The sequence below is a fragment of the Herbinix hemicellulosilytica genome (genome assembly GCF_002904165.1).
GTDB lineage: Bacteria > Bacillota > Clostridia > Lachnospirales > Lachnospiraceae > Mobilitalea > Mobilitalea hemicellulosilytica.
This window is the reverse complement of the sequence record NZ_CVTD020000012.1, coordinates 1-21,266: the sequence shown is the minus strand read 5'-3', so window position 1 is coordinate 21,266 and position 21,266 is coordinate 1. Positions and strand designations below refer to the sequence as shown.

19 protein-coding genes are annotated in these 21,266 nt (G+C 37.0%); 3 read left to right on the top strand and 16 right to left on the bottom strand.

Annotated elements, in window-relative coordinates; all coding sequences use genetic code 11:
- Nucleotides 1–54: 54 nt before the first annotated feature.
- The 12 genes from HHT355_RS04950 to HHT355_RS04890 form a co-directional block, all read right to left on the bottom strand.
- Nucleotides 55–768: a Crp/Fnr family transcriptional regulator gene (locus HHT355_RS04950; RefSeq protein ID WP_103202322.1), complete on the bottom strand. Its 714-nt coding sequence runs from the start codon at nucleotides 766–768 to the stop codon at nucleotides 55–57.
- 506 nt (nucleotides 769–1,274) lie between these two features.
- Nucleotides 1,275–1,928, bottom strand: a complete 654-nt coding sequence (locus tag HHT355_RS04940; RefSeq protein WP_103202320.1) for a V-type ATP synthase subunit D — start codon at nucleotides 1,926–1,928, stop codon at nucleotides 1,275–1,277.
- Nucleotides 1,929–1,942: 14 nt separating this feature from the next.
- On the bottom strand, nucleotides 1,943–3,316 hold the full coding sequence (locus HHT355_RS04935) for a V-type ATP synthase subunit B (RefSeq protein WP_103202319.1): 1,374 nt from the start codon (nucleotides 3,314–3,316) through the stop codon (nucleotides 1,943–1,945).
- On the bottom strand, nucleotides 3,316–5,076 hold the full coding sequence (locus HHT355_RS04930; RefSeq protein ID WP_103202318.1) for a V-type ATP synthase subunit A: 1,761 nt from the start codon (nucleotides 5,074–5,076) through the stop codon (nucleotides 3,316–3,318). The genes HHT355_RS04935 and HHT355_RS04930 overlap by 1 nt, the downstream gene beginning before the upstream one ends.
- A 44-nt stretch (nucleotides 5,077–5,120) precedes the next feature.
- Nucleotides 5,121–5,441, bottom strand: a complete 321-nt coding sequence (locus HHT355_RS04925) for a V-type ATP synthase subunit F (RefSeq protein ID WP_103202317.1) — start codon at nucleotides 5,439–5,441, stop codon at nucleotides 5,121–5,123.
- Entirely contained in the window at nucleotides 5,434–6,402 is a 969-nt protein-coding gene (locus HHT355_RS04920) for a V-type ATPase subunit (RefSeq protein WP_103202325.1), read from the bottom strand. The genes HHT355_RS04925 and HHT355_RS04920 overlap by 8 nt, the downstream gene beginning before the upstream one ends.
- 63 nt (nucleotides 6,403–6,465) lie before the next feature.
- Complete coding sequence (locus HHT355_RS04915; RefSeq protein ID WP_103202316.1) at nucleotides 6,466–7,062, bottom strand: V-type ATP synthase subunit E; 597 nt, start codon at nucleotides 7,060–7,062, stop codon at nucleotides 6,466–6,468.
- A gap of 18 nt (nucleotides 7,063–7,080) precedes the next feature.
- The gene (locus HHT355_RS04910; protein WP_199179160.1) at nucleotides 7,081–7,563 is read right to left on the bottom strand and encodes a V-type ATP synthase subunit K; all 483 of its coding nucleotides are present in this window, start codon (nucleotides 7,561–7,563) and stop codon (nucleotides 7,081–7,083) included.
- A 38-nt stretch (nucleotides 7,564–7,601) separates the two neighbouring features.
- The gene (locus tag HHT355_RS04905) at nucleotides 7,602–9,608 is read right to left on the bottom strand and encodes a V-type ATP synthase subunit I (RefSeq protein ID WP_103202314.1); all 2,007 of its coding nucleotides are present in this window, start codon (nucleotides 9,606–9,608) and stop codon (nucleotides 7,602–7,604) included.
- 44 nt (nucleotides 9,609–9,652) lie between these two features.
- Entirely contained in the window at nucleotides 9,653–9,961 is a 309-nt protein-coding gene (locus HHT355_RS04900) for a hypothetical protein (protein ID WP_103202313.1), read from the bottom strand.
- A 557-nt stretch (nucleotides 9,962–10,518) separates the two neighbouring features.
- A complete protein-coding gene (locus HHT355_RS04895) occupies nucleotides 10,519–11,529 on the bottom strand; it encodes a LacI family DNA-binding transcriptional regulator (protein ID WP_103202312.1) in 1,011 nt (336 codons plus the stop codon).
- Nucleotides 11,530–12,108: 579 nt separating this feature from the next.
- A complete protein-coding gene (locus tag HHT355_RS04890; protein ID WP_242967550.1) occupies nucleotides 12,109–13,389 on the bottom strand; it encodes a mechanosensitive ion channel family protein in 1,281 nt (426 codons plus the stop codon).
- A 222-nt stretch (nucleotides 13,390–13,611) separates the two neighbouring features.
- Between HHT355_RS04890 and HHT355_RS04885 the strand changes: the two genes are divergently transcribed.
- Nucleotides 13,612–16,296 carry a cation-translocating P-type ATPase gene (locus HHT355_RS04885; protein WP_330403367.1) on the top strand — a complete coding sequence of 895 codons (2,685 nt, stop codon included), beginning with the start codon at nucleotides 13,612–13,614 and terminating at the stop codon, nucleotides 16,294–16,296.
- Nucleotides 16,297–16,407: 111 nt separating this feature from the next.
- Here HHT355_RS04885 and HHT355_RS04880 read toward each other — a convergent pair whose 3' ends face one another.
- The gene (locus HHT355_RS04880) at nucleotides 16,408–17,007 is read right to left on the bottom strand and encodes a hypothetical protein (RefSeq protein ID WP_103202311.1); all 600 of its coding nucleotides are present in this window, start codon (nucleotides 17,005–17,007) and stop codon (nucleotides 16,408–16,410) included.
- Between the two features lie 276 nt (nucleotides 17,008–17,283).
- Nucleotides 17,284–18,048 carry a MerR family transcriptional regulator gene (locus HHT355_RS04875; RefSeq protein ID WP_103202310.1) on the bottom strand — a complete coding sequence of 255 codons (765 nt, stop codon included), beginning with the start codon at nucleotides 18,046–18,048 and terminating at the stop codon, nucleotides 17,284–17,286.
- A 161-nt stretch (nucleotides 18,049–18,209) separates the two neighbouring features.
- On the opposite strand from HHT355_RS04875, the gene purE reads away from it, so the two are divergent.
- Complete coding sequence (gene purE / locus HHT355_RS04870; RefSeq protein ID WP_103202309.1) at nucleotides 18,210–18,701, top strand: 5-(carboxyamino)imidazole ribonucleotide mutase; 492 nt, start codon at nucleotides 18,210–18,212, stop codon at nucleotides 18,699–18,701.
- A 149-nt stretch (nucleotides 18,702–18,850) separates the two neighbouring features.
- Here purE and HHT355_RS04865 read toward each other — a convergent pair whose 3' ends face one another.
- Nucleotides 18,851–19,318 (bottom strand): YgaP family membrane protein, encoded by a 468-nt coding sequence (locus tag HHT355_RS04865; protein ID WP_158245893.1) that lies wholly within the window; start codon nucleotides 19,316–19,318, stop codon nucleotides 18,851–18,853.
- 159 nt (nucleotides 19,319–19,477) lie between these two features.
- Entirely contained in the window at nucleotides 19,478–20,656 is a 1,179-nt protein-coding gene (locus tag HHT355_RS04860) for a hypothetical protein (RefSeq protein WP_103202307.1), read from the bottom strand.
- A 136-nt stretch (nucleotides 20,657–20,792) separates the two neighbouring features.
- On the opposite strand from HHT355_RS04860, the gene HHT355_RS04855 reads away from it, so the two are divergent.
- Nucleotides 20,793–21,152, top strand: coding sequence for a DUF5658 family protein (locus tag HHT355_RS04855; RefSeq protein WP_103202306.1), 360 nt, complete (start codon nucleotides 20,793–20,795; stop codon nucleotides 21,150–21,152).
- Nucleotides 21,153–21,266 lie beyond the last annotated feature (114 nt).

The window sequence follows — 21,266 nt, the reverse complement described above, 5'->3', positions numbered from 1 at the left end:
CAAAGAGCCTAAAAAAAGAAAGGTTAAATAATATGCCCATAAAGTTTTTACTTATTAACTGTTTCCTGCTATTTCGGCTATTTTGCCTAGGTCAGGTATCAGGATTTCTTTATTGTTAAGGGATTTAATAAGGCCTTCATTTTCAAGCTGGCTAAACTTTCTGCTTAAGGTTTCCCTGGCTATACCCAGGTAGTTTGCTATTCCTTCACGGCTAAACGGCAAATGAATTATTATTCCTGCTTCATCAGCGGTACCGTATTTATCGGCAAACTCTAAAAGAATCCAACCTATTCGATTGTCTACATTTCGTACGCCGATACTTAGGGCATTCTCCAGTCTTGATATACGGTTTCCCAATTCATCTATTATTTTTACCGATATCTCCGGATATGTATATAAAAGTTTCTGAAACATTTCCCTTGACAGATTACATGTTTTTACCTTTTCAAGGGCTTCTACAGAGTATGTAGATACCTGATTGCCGAATAAATTTTGCTCTCCAAAAAAATCCCCTTCAGAAAACACATAAAGTATCTGTTCCCGTCCGTCAGAAGTATTTTTATAAGCTTTAACGCTGCCTTCGTTTATAATAACAATACTGTCTATAATATCCCCTTCAAAAATAATGGTATCTCCTTTTTTGTACTCACGATGATGTATCATGGGTCTTATTTTTACAAGTTCATCATGGTCTAGGGATGAAAATATAGGTACCTTATGAAGGCATAATTTATCATTGCACCCCGGACAATTGCATTTAACAGCCATTTATGTAAGCCCTCCTTTGGGTAAAACTACAGGTAACAAGCATAATTTAAATTACACCGACATACTATATGCGGATTATAACATATTATAAATAATTTATATAGTTAAACTTCATAGTTTTTATTTCAAATTTTACATATCCATGCCAAAATATTCATTTATGTAAATATTTACTATTACATAAACATCCCGTCCGGTTTGTTTCCTTTAAAATTAAGGCTTTATAGTATATATTGGGCTATATGATACATATAAATCACAATCTGCTAATTTAGTCTAAGACTAAAAAGGCCGCCCGGTGCATGTTAAAAACACCGGGAGGTAAGTATCATGCCTAATAATATTATCACAGATTTATCAAATTTGGAAGGCATTATAAGGCATTATAAAAAAGCTCATTGTACTTTTAAAAATATTTATAATATACAAAAAAACTGCAGTAGAATTAATTATAATTTCATACTGCAGTTTTATAAGCCACATATCTGCAATTTTACTCAGAAAATTTAATCACTGTAATGATGAGCTTTTTCAAGCATCATATCTTTAACTTTCATAAGCCTTACCTGAGTGCTTCGCTCGTTCTCATCCAGCTTCATTACTATATATTTTATTTTTTGTTGCATCTGCGGGATCATAACATGTTCAAGGGCATTTACCCTTCTTCTTGTCTTTTCGATTTCGGCCGCCAAAAGCTGGCAGGCTTTTTCAACTTCAGCCAACTTTAACATATCCGGCAAAATATCCTGAAGGCTTTTAACGGCCCCGTCCAAATCGCTGGATGTAAACGCATATCCGTAAGGATATATATCGTTTTCATCGGGAGTTTTGGTTCTATATTCAAACTGCGGGATATTAACACTCATGACATTTTTGGTATGGCATTCCAGAAATACTTCCTGCCTGGGTGCCATTAAGGATACGTTTAATACTTCGTCATCCATTACCGATCTTGCGAGTACGAAATTTTTATTGGCTGAATGGATGCCCGCTTCTACTTTTTCCCGTAATGCTTTATTTTCCCTAACCAAATCGAGAAACTGACGCATAAGCTCGTCCCGCTTATCCTTAAGCAGCTTATGGCCACGGATGGCTGTAGTTAATTTTTTCTTTAACTTGGTCAGTTCCATACGGGTAGGATTTACCTGAATATTAGCCATAAAATCCTCCCTCCTTAAAACTTACCGTAGAATTCGTCAAGCAGCTCATCCTTAATTCTCTTAAGTTCTGCTCTGGGCAGCTTCTGTAATAACTTCCAGCCCAGATTTAATGTATCTTCAATTTCACGGTTAGTATTATATCCCTGGGATACATATTCTCTTTCAAAAGCATCGGCAAACTCGGCATACAAAAGATCTATTTCGGTAAGAGCCGCTTCACCAAGAACAACCATAAGTTCTTTTGCTTCCTTACCTCTTGCATAAGCCGCAAAAATCTGGTTCATGGTATTGGCATGATCTTTTCTGGTTTTTCCTTCACCGATACCTTTATCTTTAAGACGGGACAGGGACGGAAGAACGTCTATAGGCGGTTCTATACCCTGACGATAAAGCTCACGGCTTAAGATAATTTGTCCTTCCGTAATATATCCGGTAAGGTCAGGTATAGGATGAGTCTTGTCATCTTCGGGCATAGTAAGAATAGGTATCATAGTAATGCTTCCCGGTTTTCCTTTCTTTCTTCCCGCTCTTTCATATAATGAAGCCAAGTCTGTATACATATATCCGGGATATCCGCGACGGCCTGGTACTTCTTTTCTTGCCGCGGAAACTTCTCTCAATGAGTCCGCATAGTTTGTAATATCTGTAAGAATTACAAGTACATGCATATCTTTTTCATAAGCCAGATACTCGGCTGCCGTCAGGGCCATACGGGGTGTTGCTATACGCTCAATGGCAGGGTCATTGGCAAGATTTATAAACATAACAGCCCTGTCAATAGCTCCCGTTTCCCTGAATGATTCTATAAAGAAATTAGCTTCTTCGAATGTAATACCCATAGCCGCAAATACAACCGCAAAGGGCTCGGATGTACCCCTAACCTTTGCCTGACGGGCTATTTGCGCTGCTAACTGAGCATGAGGAAGACCGCTGGCAGAAAATATAGGAAGCTTTTGTCCTCTAACCAGAGTATTTAACCCGTCTATGGCGGATACTCCTGTCTGAATAAACTCCTGCGGATAATTTCTTGCTGCAGGATTAATAGGACGACCGTTTATATCAAGTCTCATTTCAGGAAGTATTTCTGGACCTCCGTCTATGGGGCGACCCAGTCCGTCAAATACACGGCTAAGCATATCTTCGGAAACACCCAGCTCCATGCTGCGGCCTAAAAAGCGAACTTTGCTTGTTGCCGGATTTATACCCGTTGAGCTTTCAAAAAGCTGAACCAAAGCGTTGCCGCCGTCTATTTCAAGAACCTTGCAGCGCCTGATTTCGCCGTTTTCCAGCTCAATTTCACCCAGCTCATCATATGCCACATTTTCTACACCCTGTACCAGCATGAGAGGACCCGCTACCTCTCGAATTGATCTATATTCTTTTGGCATTAGGCTCCCTCCCTCTGTACAAGTTCTTTAATTTCTTTGTTTAACTGCTCCAATATATTCTCGTATTCTTTCTTTATCATGTCTTTCTTTACGTATTTGAAACGGCCGATTCTTTCCCTCACGGGCAGTTTGACCAAATCATCTATTGAAATCTTATTAAGATTTTCAGATGAAATATCATAAAACTTTAAGACCAGATCCATAAGCAAAAATTGCTTTTCAAGGCTTGTATAGGTATCGTCTTCATGGAAAGCATCCTGGTGAAGGAAGTCTTCACGAATTGACCTGGCTGCTTCAAGTTTTAGCCGGTCCGGTGCCGATAAGGCATCCATACCTACAAGTTTTACTATCTCTTCCAGTTCCGCCTCGTCATTTAACAGTTTCATCAAGCGTCCTTTATTTTCTGTCCACTTGCCGTTAACATTGGCATTGAACCATTTGCCAAGATCATAGAGGGAGTAACTGGTAAGCCAGTTAATGGCCGGGAAATGTCTTCTGTAAGCCAGGTTAGAATCAAGTCCCCAGAATACCTTAACAATACGCAAAGTAGCCTGAGTTACCGGCTCGGACAGGTCACCACCGGGAGGAGATACCGCACCAATAACGGACAGGGCCCCTTCCCTTCCTTCTTTTCCGAGAGATATAACTCTTCCGGCTCTTTCGTAGAACTGTGCCAAACGGCTGGCAAGGTATGCGGGATAACCTTCTTCACCGGGCATTTCTTCAAGTCGGCCCGACATTTCTCTTAAGGCTTCAGCCCAACGGGATGTGGAATCCGCCATCAAGGCAACCGAATATCCCATATCACGGAAGTATTCGGCTATCGTAATACCTACATAAATGGATGCTTCACGGGCCGCAACAGGCATATCCGACGTATTGGCTATCAAAACCGTTCTTTCCATCAATGACTTTCCGGTCTTGGGGTCTTTAAGCTCCGGAAATTCATTTAATACGTCTGTCATCTCATTTCCGCGTTCTCCGCATCCTATATATACTACTATATCCGCATCAGCCCATTTTGCCAGCTGGTGCTGTACTACGGTTTTTCCGCTTCCGAAAGGACCCGGAACAGCCGCTACACCGCCTTTGGCAATCGGAAACAGGGTATCTATAACCCTTTGTCCTGTAACCAGGGGCTTATCGGGAGAAAGTTTCTGTTTATAAGGTCTTCCTCTTCTAACAGGCCATTTCTGCATCAGTGTAATATTCTTTTTCTCTTTTGCTTCTGTTTCCAAAACAGCTATAGTATCAAGAACAGTATAATCTCCTTCTTTTATGGACTTAATTTTTCCCTTAAGCCCATAAGGAACCATTATTTTATGGACAACTAAATCCGTTTCTTTTACGGTACCGATGATATCCCCTGCCTCAACTTCTGCCCCTTCGTCAATGCATGGAACAAAATGCCACTTTTTCTCCCTGTTCAGGGCAGGAATTTCAATACCACGCTGAAGATTGGTACCGATAGCTTCCATAATATCTACCAGGGGACGTTGAATTCCGTCAAAAATACTGCTTATAAGCCCCGGTCCCAATTCCACGCTTAAGGGTTCACCGGTTGATTCCACGGGGGCTCCGGGACCAAGTCCAGATGTTTCCTCATATACCTGAATGGAAGCCAGATCACCGTGGATTTCTATGATTTCGCCGATTAATCTCTGTTCGCCTACACGGACTACGTCAAACATATTGGCGTTGTGCATTCCTTCCGCAACTACCAGAGGTCCGGCTACTTTTTTTACGGTGCCTTTACTCATATTTTTCACCTGCTTTAATATCAATTTTCTTATTTTTCTGTATTTTAGTTATTATTAAAGATTATATCGGAGCCAACCGCCCGCTCCACCGATTTTTTGACATTTCTCAATCCCATTCCTGTATTTCCGGATACACCCGGTATAGGAATTATGGCAGGCAGGCGTTCGGAATTATATTTATTAATCTCAGACTCCAACACTGACTGAAGGCTTTCAGTAATAAATATCACTGCATATTGCGAATCAGCCAGTTCTTTTAACAGTTTTGCCGCTTCGTCGGTTTTCGAAACGGGATAAGTATCCAGACCGATTGCCGCAAAACCATATATGCTGTCACGGTCTCCCATAACTGCTACTTTATACATACATATCCCTCAATCTTTCCCGGATTACATTATCCGCTATATCGTTTCTTTTACCGGATAGCAGAATTCGAACCGTTTTTATTTCATTCTCCCTTGCCAAAAGATATGCGGCAATAGGCGACAGGGTAAAGGGATTATATTTCTGAGGTCTGATATATTCTATTATCCGATTGTCGCACCAGCGCTCAAAGGCCTGAGCCGATTCTTTTAAAGCCGGTACTGCATCGGAATAAACTGTTTTATTCAAATAATCATATATAGCTTCCATGCCCATAGCTGCACTTTCAATCAGCTTTTCTATATCAAGACTCTTGCAGGGAACTAGAGCCCTACGCAAAAAATCTTTGTCTTTACCCGTTTTTACGCTTCGAATCGCTATATTTATATCAGCCTGAGCAACTTTTAATTCAACATATTGCTCTATCAGTTCATTTCCTGAGGCATTTCCTTCGGCATAAAGAGTTTCTAAAGCAGCTTTATCAATAATAATATCACAAAGCTGACTGTCGCCGGTATGAAGCTGTATCTCATAAGCTTCTTTTGCAGCTTCCCTCATGTGTTCGGGAAGAAGAGAAAAATCCTGTTCAATTATTGCTTTTTTTACTGTCTCGGGATCAAGGGTACAATCTGTATAATACATATTAGGGATTTTCGTACCCTTGTAAGCCTGCTTTATAGCGGCTTTTACATTATGAAAATCATTAACACACAAAAATACATTAAAGACAGACATATCGTCTACCAGTTCGCGAAGCAGATCCCAGGTTTTTTCTCTTTCTGCCATAAGTACTTCCTCGGCAGTTTCAGCTCCATCCCTGCCCCAGCCTTTATCTTTCAAAAATTGCAATGCGTCTTTTTCGCTTTTGCAATTCATCAGCTGGTCAATATCGGCTTTATTTAGCAAGGACAATTCCCTGGAACGAATCCGTGCTACAGCATATAAATAAAGATTATCTGTCATTTCATTTTTGCTTTTATTTTTTAATTTTAAGCCGGTCAAACTATCACCTTCCTTCCGGTCCCTTTATCCGAATAAAAACGTATTTACTTTATCCTGTAGTTCTTCTTTAGCATATCCAAATAATGCTTCAAAGGAACAGTTTTCTTCTATATCCCCATATACAAGGATAAAACCGCTGTCAATAGGGGCACTTTCCTTTGATATCGAAAGGGAAGCATTTTCAATTTCTTTAACAGCCTCATTCAAGATTTTATCAAAATTTTCAGGCAGCCTTTTTAAATCTTTCCCTGAAAATTTTATTGTTCCGGCCTGATTATGGGCATGCTTTTTTACTAATTTAATTATTATATCAAAATAATCTTTATCCGGAAGACCGGTTAGTTTAAGTTTGGCTTTTTCTATGACATCGTTTATCGCCTGTTGCTTCGCATTCAAAATCGTCTGCCTTTTTATGAGTGCAGCCCCTGAATTGGCTCTGTCAAGAATGGCTTTGACTTCGTATGCTGGTTTTTCGGCAATTTCGGAGCATTTTTTTTCAGCTTCTTCTTTGGCCGAAGCAATTATTTTTTCCGCTTCTTCTTTTGCTTCTGAAATAATTTGATCAGCTTTTAACTTAGCTTCCCCCTCTATTGCCTTGATTATTTTTTCAAATCCGGTCATTATTTAACTCTCCCAACTTTAAATATTTAATCCGCTTACACCGTTTACTGCCAATATGGATATAAGCAGAGCCAAGATCGCATAGGTCTCAACCATTGCAGGGAAAATCATAGCTTTACCGAATTGATCAGGTCTTTTTGCGACAACATTAATACTTGCAACTGCAGCTTTAGCCTGTTTTATAGCTGAGGAATATCCTACTATAACAATAGGAAGACATGCAGCAAAATAAAGCAAACCTTTAACAAATGAAATATCACTGCTTCCGCCAAGAACACCTATCTGTGACAAGGTAATGAAAGCAATAAGTAATCCGTAAATTCCCTGTGTACCGGGAAGTAACTGTAATATAAGAACTTTACCGAATTGTGCAGGATCTTCTGTTATTACGCCTGCTCCTGCTACACCTCCCATACTTACAGCCTTAGCTGATGCTATTCCAGGTACTAATGCTGCAAGTACGGCTCCCAATAAAGCAAATGCTATACCATATTCATTCAATAATTTCATATTTTGCACTCTCCTTTAACAGTTTAATTTTATTCCTTTATCTTATAATATTTTGTATGCATTCCAAAGGGCTTGAATAATGTACCTCCGCCCTCATAAAACTTACCGAAAAACTCCACATACTGGAGACGATTGGTGTGGACATATGCTCCCAGAGCGTTTATTCCTATATTTAAAGCATGTCCTATTATTACAATAACCGTGAATATAACAGGACCGAAAATTCCGCCTGCTGTCATAGCAGCCATCTTATTAATAACCGATCCGATAACACCTGTGGCCAATCCTAAGGCCAGTAGTCTTGAATAGGACAAAACATCGCTCAGATAACCTGAAATTCCATAAAGAGCATATAATCCTTTTAAGATACGTTTAAACGGATTTTTTGACTCTCTGCCGTTGGTAAGAATAATACCTGCTGCAGAAATTATTGCCAGAATACCTGCTGCTTTTACCGCATAAGCAGGGAGTTCAATATTAATGCCTAATATATTTTTAATCATTTCCATAGACAATAACAAAAGGACACAGCTTATTAGAAGTGTAATCCAAAAAACAGCATCATAAACTAAACTTTTGTAGTCCTTATGCTTAATTGCCTGGTAACCTTTCATAGCAAGTCCTATCAGCAAATGCAAAATGCCGACAGCCATGCAGAACGTAAGCATTAACATAGGTTTTTCTACAGGGAAAAACCACAAAGGCGGTATTACAGGAACCTTTTCAACACCAAAAAACGTAGTTCCGACAACATCGAAAATATCACCAAAATAGCTGCCGAACATTATACCCCAGAATATCGTGGAAATACCGCAATAAAGGTACATCTTCAAAGTATTTTTCATGGGGCGTTCCATGGTGTTTCTGAATTTATAAAGAGCAAAAGCACATCCTACCGCCATTAAAAAACCGTATCCGGCGTCAGAAAGCATCAGCCCAAACAACATATAATAGAATAAAGACATCACCATAGTAGGGTCTATCTCACCTTTGCCGGGAGGGCTAAACGAATTAACTATCCCTTCCAAAGGTTCGCAAAAACCGTTATTCTTATAAAGAACCGGTACCTGATCTTTATTTTTGGGTTCGGTTACTTCCACCGCCAGATCAAATTTTGAAGTTAATTCTTCTTCGATATGCTTTGCATCTTTCTCCGGTATAAAACCGGTAATTATAAATACATTTTTGGATTGAAGAAGATTACCTATAACATCATATTTTTCTATCCTTATGGTTTCATAATCCAAAAGGAAATACAAATCCTCCCGACTTTTATCGTAGGACTTCATCTCCTCCAAGTAAGTATTTATTCTTCCCTTTATTTCTTCAGCCTGTTTTTCAAAATCTTTTAACTGCTCGGCAGGAGCCTTGTCTAAAGAAATAGACGGGAGAATAAAATCCATTGCCCTTAATGTTTCAAAAACATTATCTTTAAAAGTATTGGTGCAAAGCACAAATATGCAAGTCTGTTCTTTTGTGGCACTTATGATCTCAACATCAAGCGGCATATAGGCTGCCAGTTTCTCATAAATTTCTTCCAATGTCCATTCCTTTGGCAGGGTTCCTATAAAACCGGCGGTATGCTTAGTGCCTTTAAAATTTAGCGGAATATCCAGATTGACCCAAGGTTTTAAAATTTCTATCTGGTTTTGCAGCCTTATTAACTCAGCTTTTTCTTCCGCTATTTTTTTAGAAAGCGTAATTATACGCTTTGCAATCTCCACAACGGATTCAAGTTTTTCACCAAAAGAAGCATATACTTCTTCTGGTAGTTCCTTTCTCCCTTTCAAAGAAGACAATAAGGATTTATTTTCCTTTACATAAGAATTAAGTATTTCCAGCGCCTGAGATACAGCAGCAACATTCTTTTCAGAACTTTCTTTTGCATGACCGATATCTTCTCTACGGAAGATTTTGTCTTCTTTAAGCATATTTCTTACTTCTATAATTCCCCGGCGCTGCAGCAATTCCAGTATTCTGTCTTTGTCCTTTTTTAGGGCATAAATATAAATCCGCTGCATCTTCTGCAATGCCATTTCAATCCACCTCCTTTGCCTTTAATAATAGTCTTTAATTTTAGCTAAACGACATTGGAGATAACCAGGTCGATTGCAGCTTCTTCCTTGGTTTTCGCCATTTCAACCAGAAGCTGAGCCTCTTTTTCAGCTTCCTTTTTTGCTTCCTCCAATATTAAACTGCTTTTTCGTAATGCTTTCTCTATATCGGCTTCTGCTTTTTTCAGGGCTTCCTGTATCATGGAATCGGATAATTCTTCAGCCTTTTTATAGGCTTCCGATATTATTTCTTCTTTCTTTTTTAATGCTTCCTTTTCCATTTTCTCTGCAGCCGCTTCAGCATCACGTACAGCCTTTACGGTTTCTTTTGCCATTATCTCACCTCGCTACATTCATTTGGCAAAAATCAACGTCCTTCTAATTATATAACATTCGGTAATTTAATTCAATGATTTATTGTTACTTAAATCAATTTTATTCGTCATTTTGCTGTATATTAAGTTGATAAAGCACGCTTATTTAATCATATATGACAAAAAAATAACAAACCGTAATTTATTGGCTGCTGCAAGATTAATAAAATCCATATTATAGTAATTGCATTGCTTACACAATTTAATGCATATCTGCCTGATTATTATTAAATTAATTTTTAAATAACAAAAAAATATAGTGTTCAAGCATTCTAATGACGCTCAAACACTATATTTTCAATACAATTACCTGATTTTTTGCCCTGTTAAATATTTCATATTAAACGGGGCAAAGTATCCGCCGCTTTCTGCCATACTCTCCCCTGTATGTGAAAGCAGCGGATTTGGTAGGAGGAAAAATATAAGATACCTGCCATTTTATGCTCGCATAACCTATATGTATAAACTCCCCTTCATCGATTTACATATGATTTACACCATAAAATGACGGTAGAACTCTAATTTAATTTTTTTACCGACTCTCCCGGTATCAGTTGTCCCTCAACCACAACTCTTTCAATAATACTGGCTTTTGGGTTTTCTATCGCTTCAATAAGTTTTATTGCCGCATTTTTCCCCAATGCAACCGTATCCTGTTTTAAAGTGGTAAGCCTTGGATTCAAAACCTGTGACAGCAATACTCCGTCATAACCGGCTATTGAAATATCATCAGGTATCGATAATCCCATATCCTTTATGGCATTTATTCCTCCGATGCAGGAAAAGTCATCGGGAAAAATTATGCAGGTTGGCCTGTCTTTCAAGGCTAACAGTTCTTTTGTTAGACTATATGTGGTTTCGGCATCGTGATATATCCCACTTTTTACATAATCGTCAGGTATTTTAATATTTAATTCGTTGAGTGTTTTATAAAAACTTCCCACACGATTTCGTGTAACGGAAGAATCGGCACCGTGAATAAAGGCAATTTTTCTGTGACCCATTTTATAAATGTATGTAATTAAATCCCTCATGCCCTTTACGTTGTCGGAAATAATAGCGGTTCTGTTGTCGAAAACATGGTCTATAGTAACAACAGGCAAATCACCGTTTATTAATTCCAAAACATCAGGATCATTAAAGTCAATACATGCAATTACTACACCGTCAACCCCTCTGTATTTGCTGTGCTCATAGTATGACATTTTTTTAAGTCCCATATGTTTATTAATAAAGGTAATGTCATACCCGTGGCTTTCAGCTTCAACTTTGAAACTGTCAAGGACATTTGCAAAATATTCGTGGGTTAATCCGCTTTGAGCCTCATCTACAAAAAGAACTCCCAAATTATATGTACGATTGGTCTTTAATGCTCTGGCAAAAGAATTGGGATAATACCCCATCTCTTTTGCTACTTTTAATATCTTTTCTTTCGTGGCTTCAGAAATATCGTTATGATTATTCAAAGCTTTACTTACCGTAGCAATTGATACGCCACATTTAACCGATATATCTTTTAGAGAAACCATCTTCGCTCCCATATTTACTTCACTGCTTATTAACTTAAACGTTTTCTAAGAATTATTTTTAAACATATTAAATAATTAAATTACTTATTTGATATTAATTTTTTATAATTTGACCAATTTATTAGACTATATCTTGAAACTATATTCCAATTTTTATGGCTATCTGTTTGTTTTATCCTTTTTTATTTATCTATATCTTAAACCTTTTCTGAAAATATTGCAAGTATTTTTTTCAAAATTTTGCTTAATCGTTTTCGAAAAAAATTTTTATTCTTATGTATAATTTATTTTATATGAAACATAATAATTAACAGATACGGAGAAAAGCTTAAACACAACAGGTGTAGACTGGAGTACAGGAGCTGATCCGTATCTGGATATAGATTTTGAAGGTTTGTAATTTCAGTCTCAGAATTACAAACAGAGGTGTAACTGTCATGGTTATACCGGACAACTGAATATTGAGACAAACGGCAGAAGCAGGAATTTAAATAATTCCTGCTTCTGTCTTTTTCGTCTATGGTTTATCCTATAGATATTTTCTTAGTAAATTTTAAAACTACTAACAAATTCATTTTTCTAATTTTTATTTAAATTTAAATTCCTTATATCATTACCGGACGGACTCTGGAATATTTTAAGCCCGAACTCTCCCGCTACCGCAAATATATGGTCAAATATGTCTGACTGGACTTTCTCATAGTTTTCCCAGATAGTATCCTTTGTAAATGCGTATATTTCCATAGGAATTCCGTGTTCATCCGGAGCTAACAGCCTTACTATCAGGGTTTTGTCTTTATCAATTCCCGGATGATTATATATATAATTATTAAGATATGCCCTAAAGGTCCCGATGTTGGTCATCCTGCGCCCGTTAATAACCAGGCTGGTATCTATGTTATTATCCTTATTATATTGCTCAATTTCTTTTTCTTTCTCTTCTATATACTTTCTAAGATGATGTACTTTTTTAAATTTCTCTATCATTTCAGGAGTGCAAAAGCAAATACTGTTTACATCTATATAAAAACATCTTTTTATTCTTCTTCCCCCAAATTGCTGCATTCCTCTCCAGTTTTTAAAAGAATCGGAAATCAGCGAATAAGCCGGTATAGTAACTATGGTCTTATCAAAATTTTGAACTTTTACCGTATTTAAAGTGATTTCAATTACATTTCCGTCTGCCCCATATTTGGGCATTTCTATCCAGTCCCCTATTCGTAACATGTCATTGGAAGTAAGCTGAATACCTGCTATAAAGCCAAGGATCGAATCTTTAAATACAAATGAAAATACAGCAGCCAAAGCACCTATGCTGCTTAGCAGTATCACCGGGCTTTGCCCTATTAAGGTTGCGATTATTAAAATTGTAATTATAATATAGGAAACTATTTTTACTATCTGCAAAAAACCTTTTATAGGCCTTACTTTTGAAACCGGTTTTGAATTGTAAATTTCATCGATTGTATCCAATAAAGAACTGATCACAAAAACTAGAATTATCATAACATATATGGAAGAAATACGGCGTATTATCTCAATAAGACCGGGATTTTCATAAACGGATGCCACACTGTAGAAAATAATTCCCGGTATAATAAGTACCGCCCTGTGCAAAAGCTTATGGTCCAAAAGGGCATCATCCCAGCTTAATTTATTGCTTCTTATAATTTTTGCGACCATTCTTAGTACTACTTTTTTCATAATTATATGGATAATTACGCAAACCAGAATAAGAACAAAAGTTAAGGCAAGGGCTGATAAAATGCCTGCTGTTTTTTCATTTGCCCCGTTATTTTCAAAAAACGTGCCGAAAAGATCCAACATATCTTTAGAATCCTCCCAAAAAAGAATTTTCATATGCTTCATCCTTTATAACATCAATTATATTCTCTATTTTATTAGGTAATTTTGCAAGTATTTCATATATATTTCTTATTAAATTTTAATGTTTCAGCTATTTTACTCTGATATAATAGAATCCGTCAAATCAATTCTAAAGGGGAGTTTGACGGATGTAAAGAATAATGTCTCTTATTTTAAGGCAATATAATGAAAAGCAAGTTAAAAAGAGGTGTATTTATGATGTGGTTTTTGAAATCACAGGACGAAGTTTTTAAGGAATTTAATGTTAATCCCGATTTTGGCCTGTCAAACGAAGAGGCAGCTAAAAGACTTAATCAGTATGGGATGAATAAATTAAAAGGCAAGCCCCAAAAGAGCATACTTAGCCTTTTTTTGTCCCAGTTAAATGATATGCTTATTTATGTACTTCTTGGTGCAGCCGCAATAACCTTTTTTATCGGTGAATATTCCGACGCAGTTATAATACTTCTCGTGGTAATATTAAATGCTGTCATAGGCGTTGTTCAGGAATATAAGGCAGAAAAGGCCGTTGAAGCCCTGCAAAAAATGTCAACCCCGAAATCCCTGGTGCGCCGTAACGGTGAAGTTATTGAAATTAATTCAGAAGAAGTGGTACCCGGCGATATAATTATACTTGATGCAGGAAGGTTTATTCCTGCAGACATTAGGCTCACAGAAAGCGCCAATCTTCAGATTGAAGAATCAGCACTTACGGGAGAATCGGTCCCTAGTAACAAAGATGCCAATGCAAATATAACCGATCCCAAAACCCCTATAGGTGACAGAAGCAACATGGCTTTTATGTCCACCCTGGTAACTTACGGCCGGGGAGAAGGGGTGGTCGTTGCAACCGCTATGGATACCGAAATCGGTAAAATAGCAAAGATACTCGATGACGATTCAAGTGATATGACTCCCTTGCAAAAAAGACTGGATGAACTGGGCCGAATTTTAGGCTTTATGGCAATAGGTATTTGTGTTTTGATATTTATTATCGCCCTAATTCAAAAAAGAGACATTATGGAAATGTTCCTTACAGCCATAAGCCTTGCTGTGGCAGCCATACCGGAAGGCCTTGCTGCCATAGTTGCTATCGTACTGGCCCTTGGAGTTACAAGAATGTCTAAGATCAATGCCATAGTAAAAAAACTTCCGGCCGTTGAAACACTGGGTTCTGTCAATATAGTCTGTTCCGATAAAACCGGTACTCTTACCCAAAATAAAATGACCGTAACCAAACATTATACTTACGGCCTTCTTTCGGATGTTCCCCCGACATCAAATAATTTGTCGGCATCAGAAGCGACAAATGAATTAATTAAAACCCTGGTCCTCTGCTCCGATGCTACTTTCGATAACGGTCAAGGAACCGGTGACCCGACCGAAGTTGCCCTGGTTGTTCTCGGATACAAATATAATATTAAAAAAGAGGACTTAAACAAAGAACACAAAAGGGTTTCAGAATTCCCCTTTGATTCCGACCGGAAGCTGATGTCTACCTTAAATATTGAAGGAAACGGTTACAGGGTCAATACCAAAGGTGCCATTGATAATCTGCTTAAAATATGCAGCCACGTTCTTGCTGACGGTAAAATCGTTCCTCTTACAGATGATATAAAGAGGGAATTTCTTAAAGTTGCCGAAGAAATGTCCGATTCCGCCCTGCGGGTCCTTGGCGCGGCATTTAAGAATACCCAAAGTATAATTAAACCCGAAGAAATGGAAAAAGATCTGATTTTAATCGGTATGGTAGGTATGATAGATCCTCCCAGGCTTGAGGTAAAAGACTCTATCCGTGAGGCTAAAAACGCAGGTATTATTCCGATTATGATAACCGGTGACCATAAAAATACAGCCGTTGCCATAGCAAAAGAACTGGATATTGCCGAAAGTATCGAGCAAAGCATAACCGGTGCGGAAATCGACGAGATGTCCGACGAGGAGTTTGCTAATAACATTAATAAATATAGGGTATTTGCCAGGGTTTCCCCGGAACATAAGGTCAAAATAGTAAGAGCCTTTAAGGCTCAGGGCAATATAGTATCAATGACCGGTGACGGGGTAAATGATGCCCCATCTCTAAAATATGCAGATATCGGTGTTGCCATGGGTATTACCGGTACGGACGTAGCCAAAGGGGCCAGCGACATGATACTTACGGACGATAATTTCACAACAATTGTCCATGCAATTGAAGAAGGAAGAAATATCTATAACAATATCAAAAAGGCCGTTATTTATCTTCTATCCTGCAATCTGGGCGAAGTAATATCCATATTCTTATCGATCCTTTTAAAATGGCCCGTACCTTTGCTTGCAACCCACCTTTTATGGATCAACCTTATTACCGATTCTTTGCCAGCCATATCCCTGGGTGTTGATCCCGGCGATCATGACGTAATGAAGCAAAAACCCAGAGACCCTAAAGAAAGTTTCTTTGCAAAAGGCGCAGGAATAAGGGCGGTTATCGGCGGCCTTCTTATAGGCCTGCTTACCCTTACTGTATTTTTCTACGGTATGTCAAAAAGCAACTATCCTATCGGATCTGTAATTTCAGATTACGAAAATGCCGACTACCAAAATGCCCTTACCCATGCAAGAACTATGGCATTTGTAGTTCTTGCCGCATCCCAGCTCTTCTACTCACTGGCCATGAGAAGCAGCACAAAATCTATTTTTCAGGTGGGTCTCTTTAAAAATAAATACCTTATAGGTTCAATTTGCGCAGGTCTTCTGCTTCAATTTATAATAATATCGGTTCCTTTTCTTGCAAAACCGTTTAAGGTACAGAGTTTGACCCTGGGAGATTGGGGCTTAGTGATTTTATTTGCTTTGATACCGCTTGTTTTTAATGAAATAATAAAGTTATTCAGCAGATTGGCAGGAAATAATAAAAGATAAGGTTAATATAGATAAATAATAAGCCGGAGAAAATCATATTTCTCCGGCTTATTTATAACTGTTATCTTCTATTACTTATATATTAAATTAATTAACTGGTTGAAAGCTCGTTTATATTTCCAACGCAGTTTGAAAATTTTTTCTGTAAATACGATATTCCGATAATTTGCCCTGATATATTATCTCCAGATGAGGATTAATTCTTATATCTCTTGGCTTAATCAGAGCATAGTTCTTATCAAAAATATGTATCCCACTTTTTTCAAGTATATAGGCTACAAACTGCGAACAAAAATATCTGTTTTTTGAACGTACCGGTATATTAAAGGCAGCCCCAATAAGCCCCAGATAATTATATGAGTAGGAATCCTTATTTTTGTTAAAAATTTCGATTTCTTCCCGTAACCTTTTATATTGATCCTCGGTTATGCGAAGCTGAAATATGCTGCAGGTAGTTGACCTGAAACGTCCGAATACGCCTCTGTCTATATATTCCCTTATAAAACCTGCATTAAAAGGATTATATAATCCTCTCCTCGCAAAGCTGTACATCTCGTCCAGGTTTTCGTCAAAAGCAATTGAAGCATGGGCATAGGGCTCATTGGTATATAAACGTATGGCTCTGGCAGGATAGGTCTTTGTCTGTGTCAAAACTATATATATTTTTCTTCGCTTATCTCCTTCAGTTAACTTGTTTATATTTAAGTTCATAGTACTCACCTAATAAAACCATTTTAGTTTTTATAAATAATTAGTTTATAAATTTTTTATAATTTTAATTATCGGGTTTTATTATATTATATTCTGTTAATATTTTCAACCATAAGATAAAACAGGTTATCTGACAAGTAAATTCAGAGATTTACGTATTAAAAAGCAATCGACAAAAACCCCGAAAGTTTTTTATAAAAAGTTCCATATGCCTATATTCCGCTTAATTAAGAATACAGGTAATTTATTACCAGAATTTATTTAACAGTCCTGCCATTACATATCCATGCCGGTATATATAAATATGGCATCTCTTAAAAATTTAGCCATGCCCGGTTTCCTTTTATCATAATACTCGGAAAAACGTTCGTCATCCACATACATCTGGGCTAAACCCGCATGGGCTTCGGGTGAATATTTGTCCCAGGTAAAGGACAGCCACTTTTTGTGCATTTCACAAGCTTTCTGGGCCAGTTCTCCTGCCGGGTCCCCGGTTTCCATGGCTTCTTCCAACGTATCAAGTATCATCTGATTTAATTTTTTAAATTCCTGATACTGTTCTTTTGTCATATTCATCATTTTTTCATTGCTTGCATCCACTGCATCATCGCCGTATTTTTCCCTGATTTCTTTTCCGTACTTCTTCTCATTTTCTATTATAAGGTCCTCTTTGAAACCTTCAAATTTTTCCTTGTCTGTCATATAAACTCCCCTTTCTTTATGCTTTATTGTTTTTTCAACATTTTGAATTAACATATCCAATTGATTTCTTTTAATCAGAAGCTGCTCTCTGTGTTGTAATAGAGCTTTAATTTCATCATAATCAGGCGAATCAATAATTTCCTTTATTTTTTCAATGGGAAATTCCAGTTCCCTGAAAAAAAGAATTTGCTGCAAACGGTCGACTTCTTTGCTGCCATAGATACGATAGCCGGATGAATTAATTCTGGCAGGCTTTAATAGCCCGATTTCATCATAATACCTTATGGCCCGGGTGCTGATTCCGGCAAGCTTTGCCAGTTTTTGTACCGTATATTCCATCCTCTCACCTCCTGACAGGTCAATGATAAACCTTTACGTAACGTCAAAGTCAACCCTATTTTAAAAGAAATTTATAAATAAAATTAATTTGACAATATGATTATAATAAGATAATTTTAACATTATCATTTATGTTTATCTTTTGCATTGGGGAGGTTATTATGAAAAAGAAAGTAGCAGTTTTAATGGGAAGCGATTCCGATTTACCAGTTGTAAAAAGCGCCATTAATACTTTAAAGGAATTCGGAGTCGAAACGGAAGTTCATATAATGAGCGCTCACAGGACTCCAAAGCAGGCATGTGATTTTGCCTCATCTGCCATAGATAAGGGATTCGGAGTGATAATATGCGCTGCCGGTAAGGCTGCCCACCTTGCAGGCGTTATAGCTGCCCATACCACTCTGCCGGTTATAGGAATACCGATGAAATCATCTACCTTAGACGGCCTTGATGCCCTTTTATCAACAGTACAAATGCCGAAAGGAATTCCGGTTGCAACCGTTGCCATTGACGGAGCTGAAAACGCAGCCTTGCTTGCCGTTCAGATACTGGCAGTTTATGACAAAGATTTGGAAGTTAAACTTAAAGCTATGAAACTAAAAATGACCGAGGAAGTTTTGGAAAAAGACAGGAAACTTAACTCGGAGCTTTAAAAATTTTAAGTAATTAAATTTTTCAGAATAAGAATACAAGCGCTTTGGTTTATACACAAAAATTAAATAAAAAATACATGCTGTGATTTACGGCATTATTTTAGTTATAGCATTTTATAATGCCAAAATCACAGCATGTATAAAAGCTATCATTGCTTTTCCACCATACCAAGCAGTTCTTCCACCGTCGTATAATCCTTTTCAAAATCCTTACGCAATATCTTTAAAGCAATTTTTTCATTATTAATTTCATTTTCCGTTCTGATGCCCTTTTTTCTTAAAAACGGAAGTATCGGGCACCACCCCTGCAAGGAATGAACAAGCAAACATATGCCTACAGCTGCAGTCAGATTAAACCAGCTTCTGCCGGTCTTGATGCCCAGATACGAAAAAAGAACGGTTAATATTGCTGCATTGGCTTCTATAATCCTCTCCGTGTCCCATTCCAGATTTAAATCTCTGATCCGTTCCGTAATTTCGTCAATGTCACAATTCTTATAAATCTTAAGATTTCTTATGGTTTTGCTTCTTATATCCATATTGCATAAAGGATCGGTGCGAAGAAAAACTCTCTGCCCGGTAGGCGGCAATATATTTTTTAATCTCGCTTTTATCACCCTCCTTTTTTCGGTTGATTTTAGTATGTCCATTTATTTCAAAAATATTATTTATACACATTTATTTACCATTATGGAATCACAATACGGTTACCGGACTTTACACAACATATATGAATGTCAGAATATGGCTTGGATGCGGAATTTGCACTGATATTATCACAGAAATTTTTCCGGTAATTTCATAGGGGCAATAGATAATATTTCATTTTCAGGAACAGTAAACCTTAATATTTGACCCGTAGTTTTGGGATCAGGCAAATCCCCGTTGGGATATGGGATTTTTGCATCGTTTATCATTAAAATCTTTGTCCCTGTCGGTATTCTTGAAAAGTCTATAAGTACATCGGCTCTTTCACCCGGTGCCAACAAGATTTCTTTAGATTTTACGGGTGAGGCTAATAGTCCTTTTTCTCTTCCTACTAAAATAAAATCCATACCGTTAGATAACTTTAAATTGTAAACCCTAGAATGTGATGCATTTAAAATATAAAACCTGTACTGCCTGCGTTCCACATTCAGATTTGGCCATACTTTTCCGTTAACTATAATAGCATCTCCGAAAAACTTTTCATCCCGGTCCGGTAAAACAAAAGAACCGTCAGTATAAAACGAACAATCCTGTATAATAAGCGGATATATATATTTATCTGCGGGAAAATCCACATGCCTTATGTTATAAAGCTGATTTTTATTTGCTTTTATAAGATAGAAACCTAACGGTCCGTTATATACCTTATTTTTACCTTCTGTATCTTTTGCGTGATACCAATAAATTGCCGGTATTAAATTATTTTTGCATCTATCTATTTTTCTTTCATATTTTTTTCCTTCAGGTATTTCAGTTTTATTAAAGCCGGGCAAATACATTTTTATGATATTTGAATAACTTTTTCCCCACCTTATGCTAACCGGTGAATTTCTTAATACTTCAAAAGTTCCTCCCGGAAACATTTTTGCATATCTTATTTTTCCGGTCTTTGATTCTTTTATCAGGCTTGTGCAGCCGATAACGGGTGTTTTAGGAAACCCTTCCGGAAGAATCTGATGATCAAATTCGGTTATATTTATAAAATAAAGGTACTCTCTTATTATTTTTTTGCTGCCTGTCTTGCTTTTGAATTGCTTTTTTACCGGTATGGCATGATAAATATAAGGCTTATCCAGGCGGTTTATAAATTTAGGTATGGTGGAAGAATCCAATATTTCCTTTTTCTTTTTTTTGATTTTATCAATTTTAAAATAAGCAGGATAAATAAAATTTTTAATGCCCCTATTGAAATAAAATGTTATTATTTTTGAACTTTCTGCCAGAATAAAACACCCCCGTTCTTTCATAAGTAATTAACTGTATTATTTTATGTGTAATAATACAAAAAAGTTCATAATTCGACATTTAAACATCCGAACAAATTTTTAAAATAATTGATTAAATTAAAAACAAGTGTCAATACTTCAGTCATGGAGGTGTTTTATGATAGATTTTATAAAGGAATATAATTTAGAAAATATACGAAAGAAATTAACTATATTGTATTTTCTTAATGTAACAGATATTATTTTTACGCTGGCTCTATTAAGGACAGGCCTTTTCAAAGAAATGAATATATTTATGGTTAATGTAGTAAAAGACCCGTTTATAAGTATCATTATAAAAATAATTTTTCCCGCTGTGCTTTTGTATCTTATTTTCAAAAAAATAAGAACCATGGATTATGAAGAACTAAGGGCAGCAAATATCGGTCTGTTAATATCTCTTACAGCATATTCACTGGTTAATCTCTCTCACATAATTTGGGTAGCCATGCTTCCGGTTTTACTTCATAAGTTTTAAAATTCTATATACATCAAACAAATGATATTTGTAAACATATTACTATAAGTTTATTTATCTTCCCGCATTTACCCGCTCTATTTGCTTTTAATTTACTTTCACTTATATAATAAT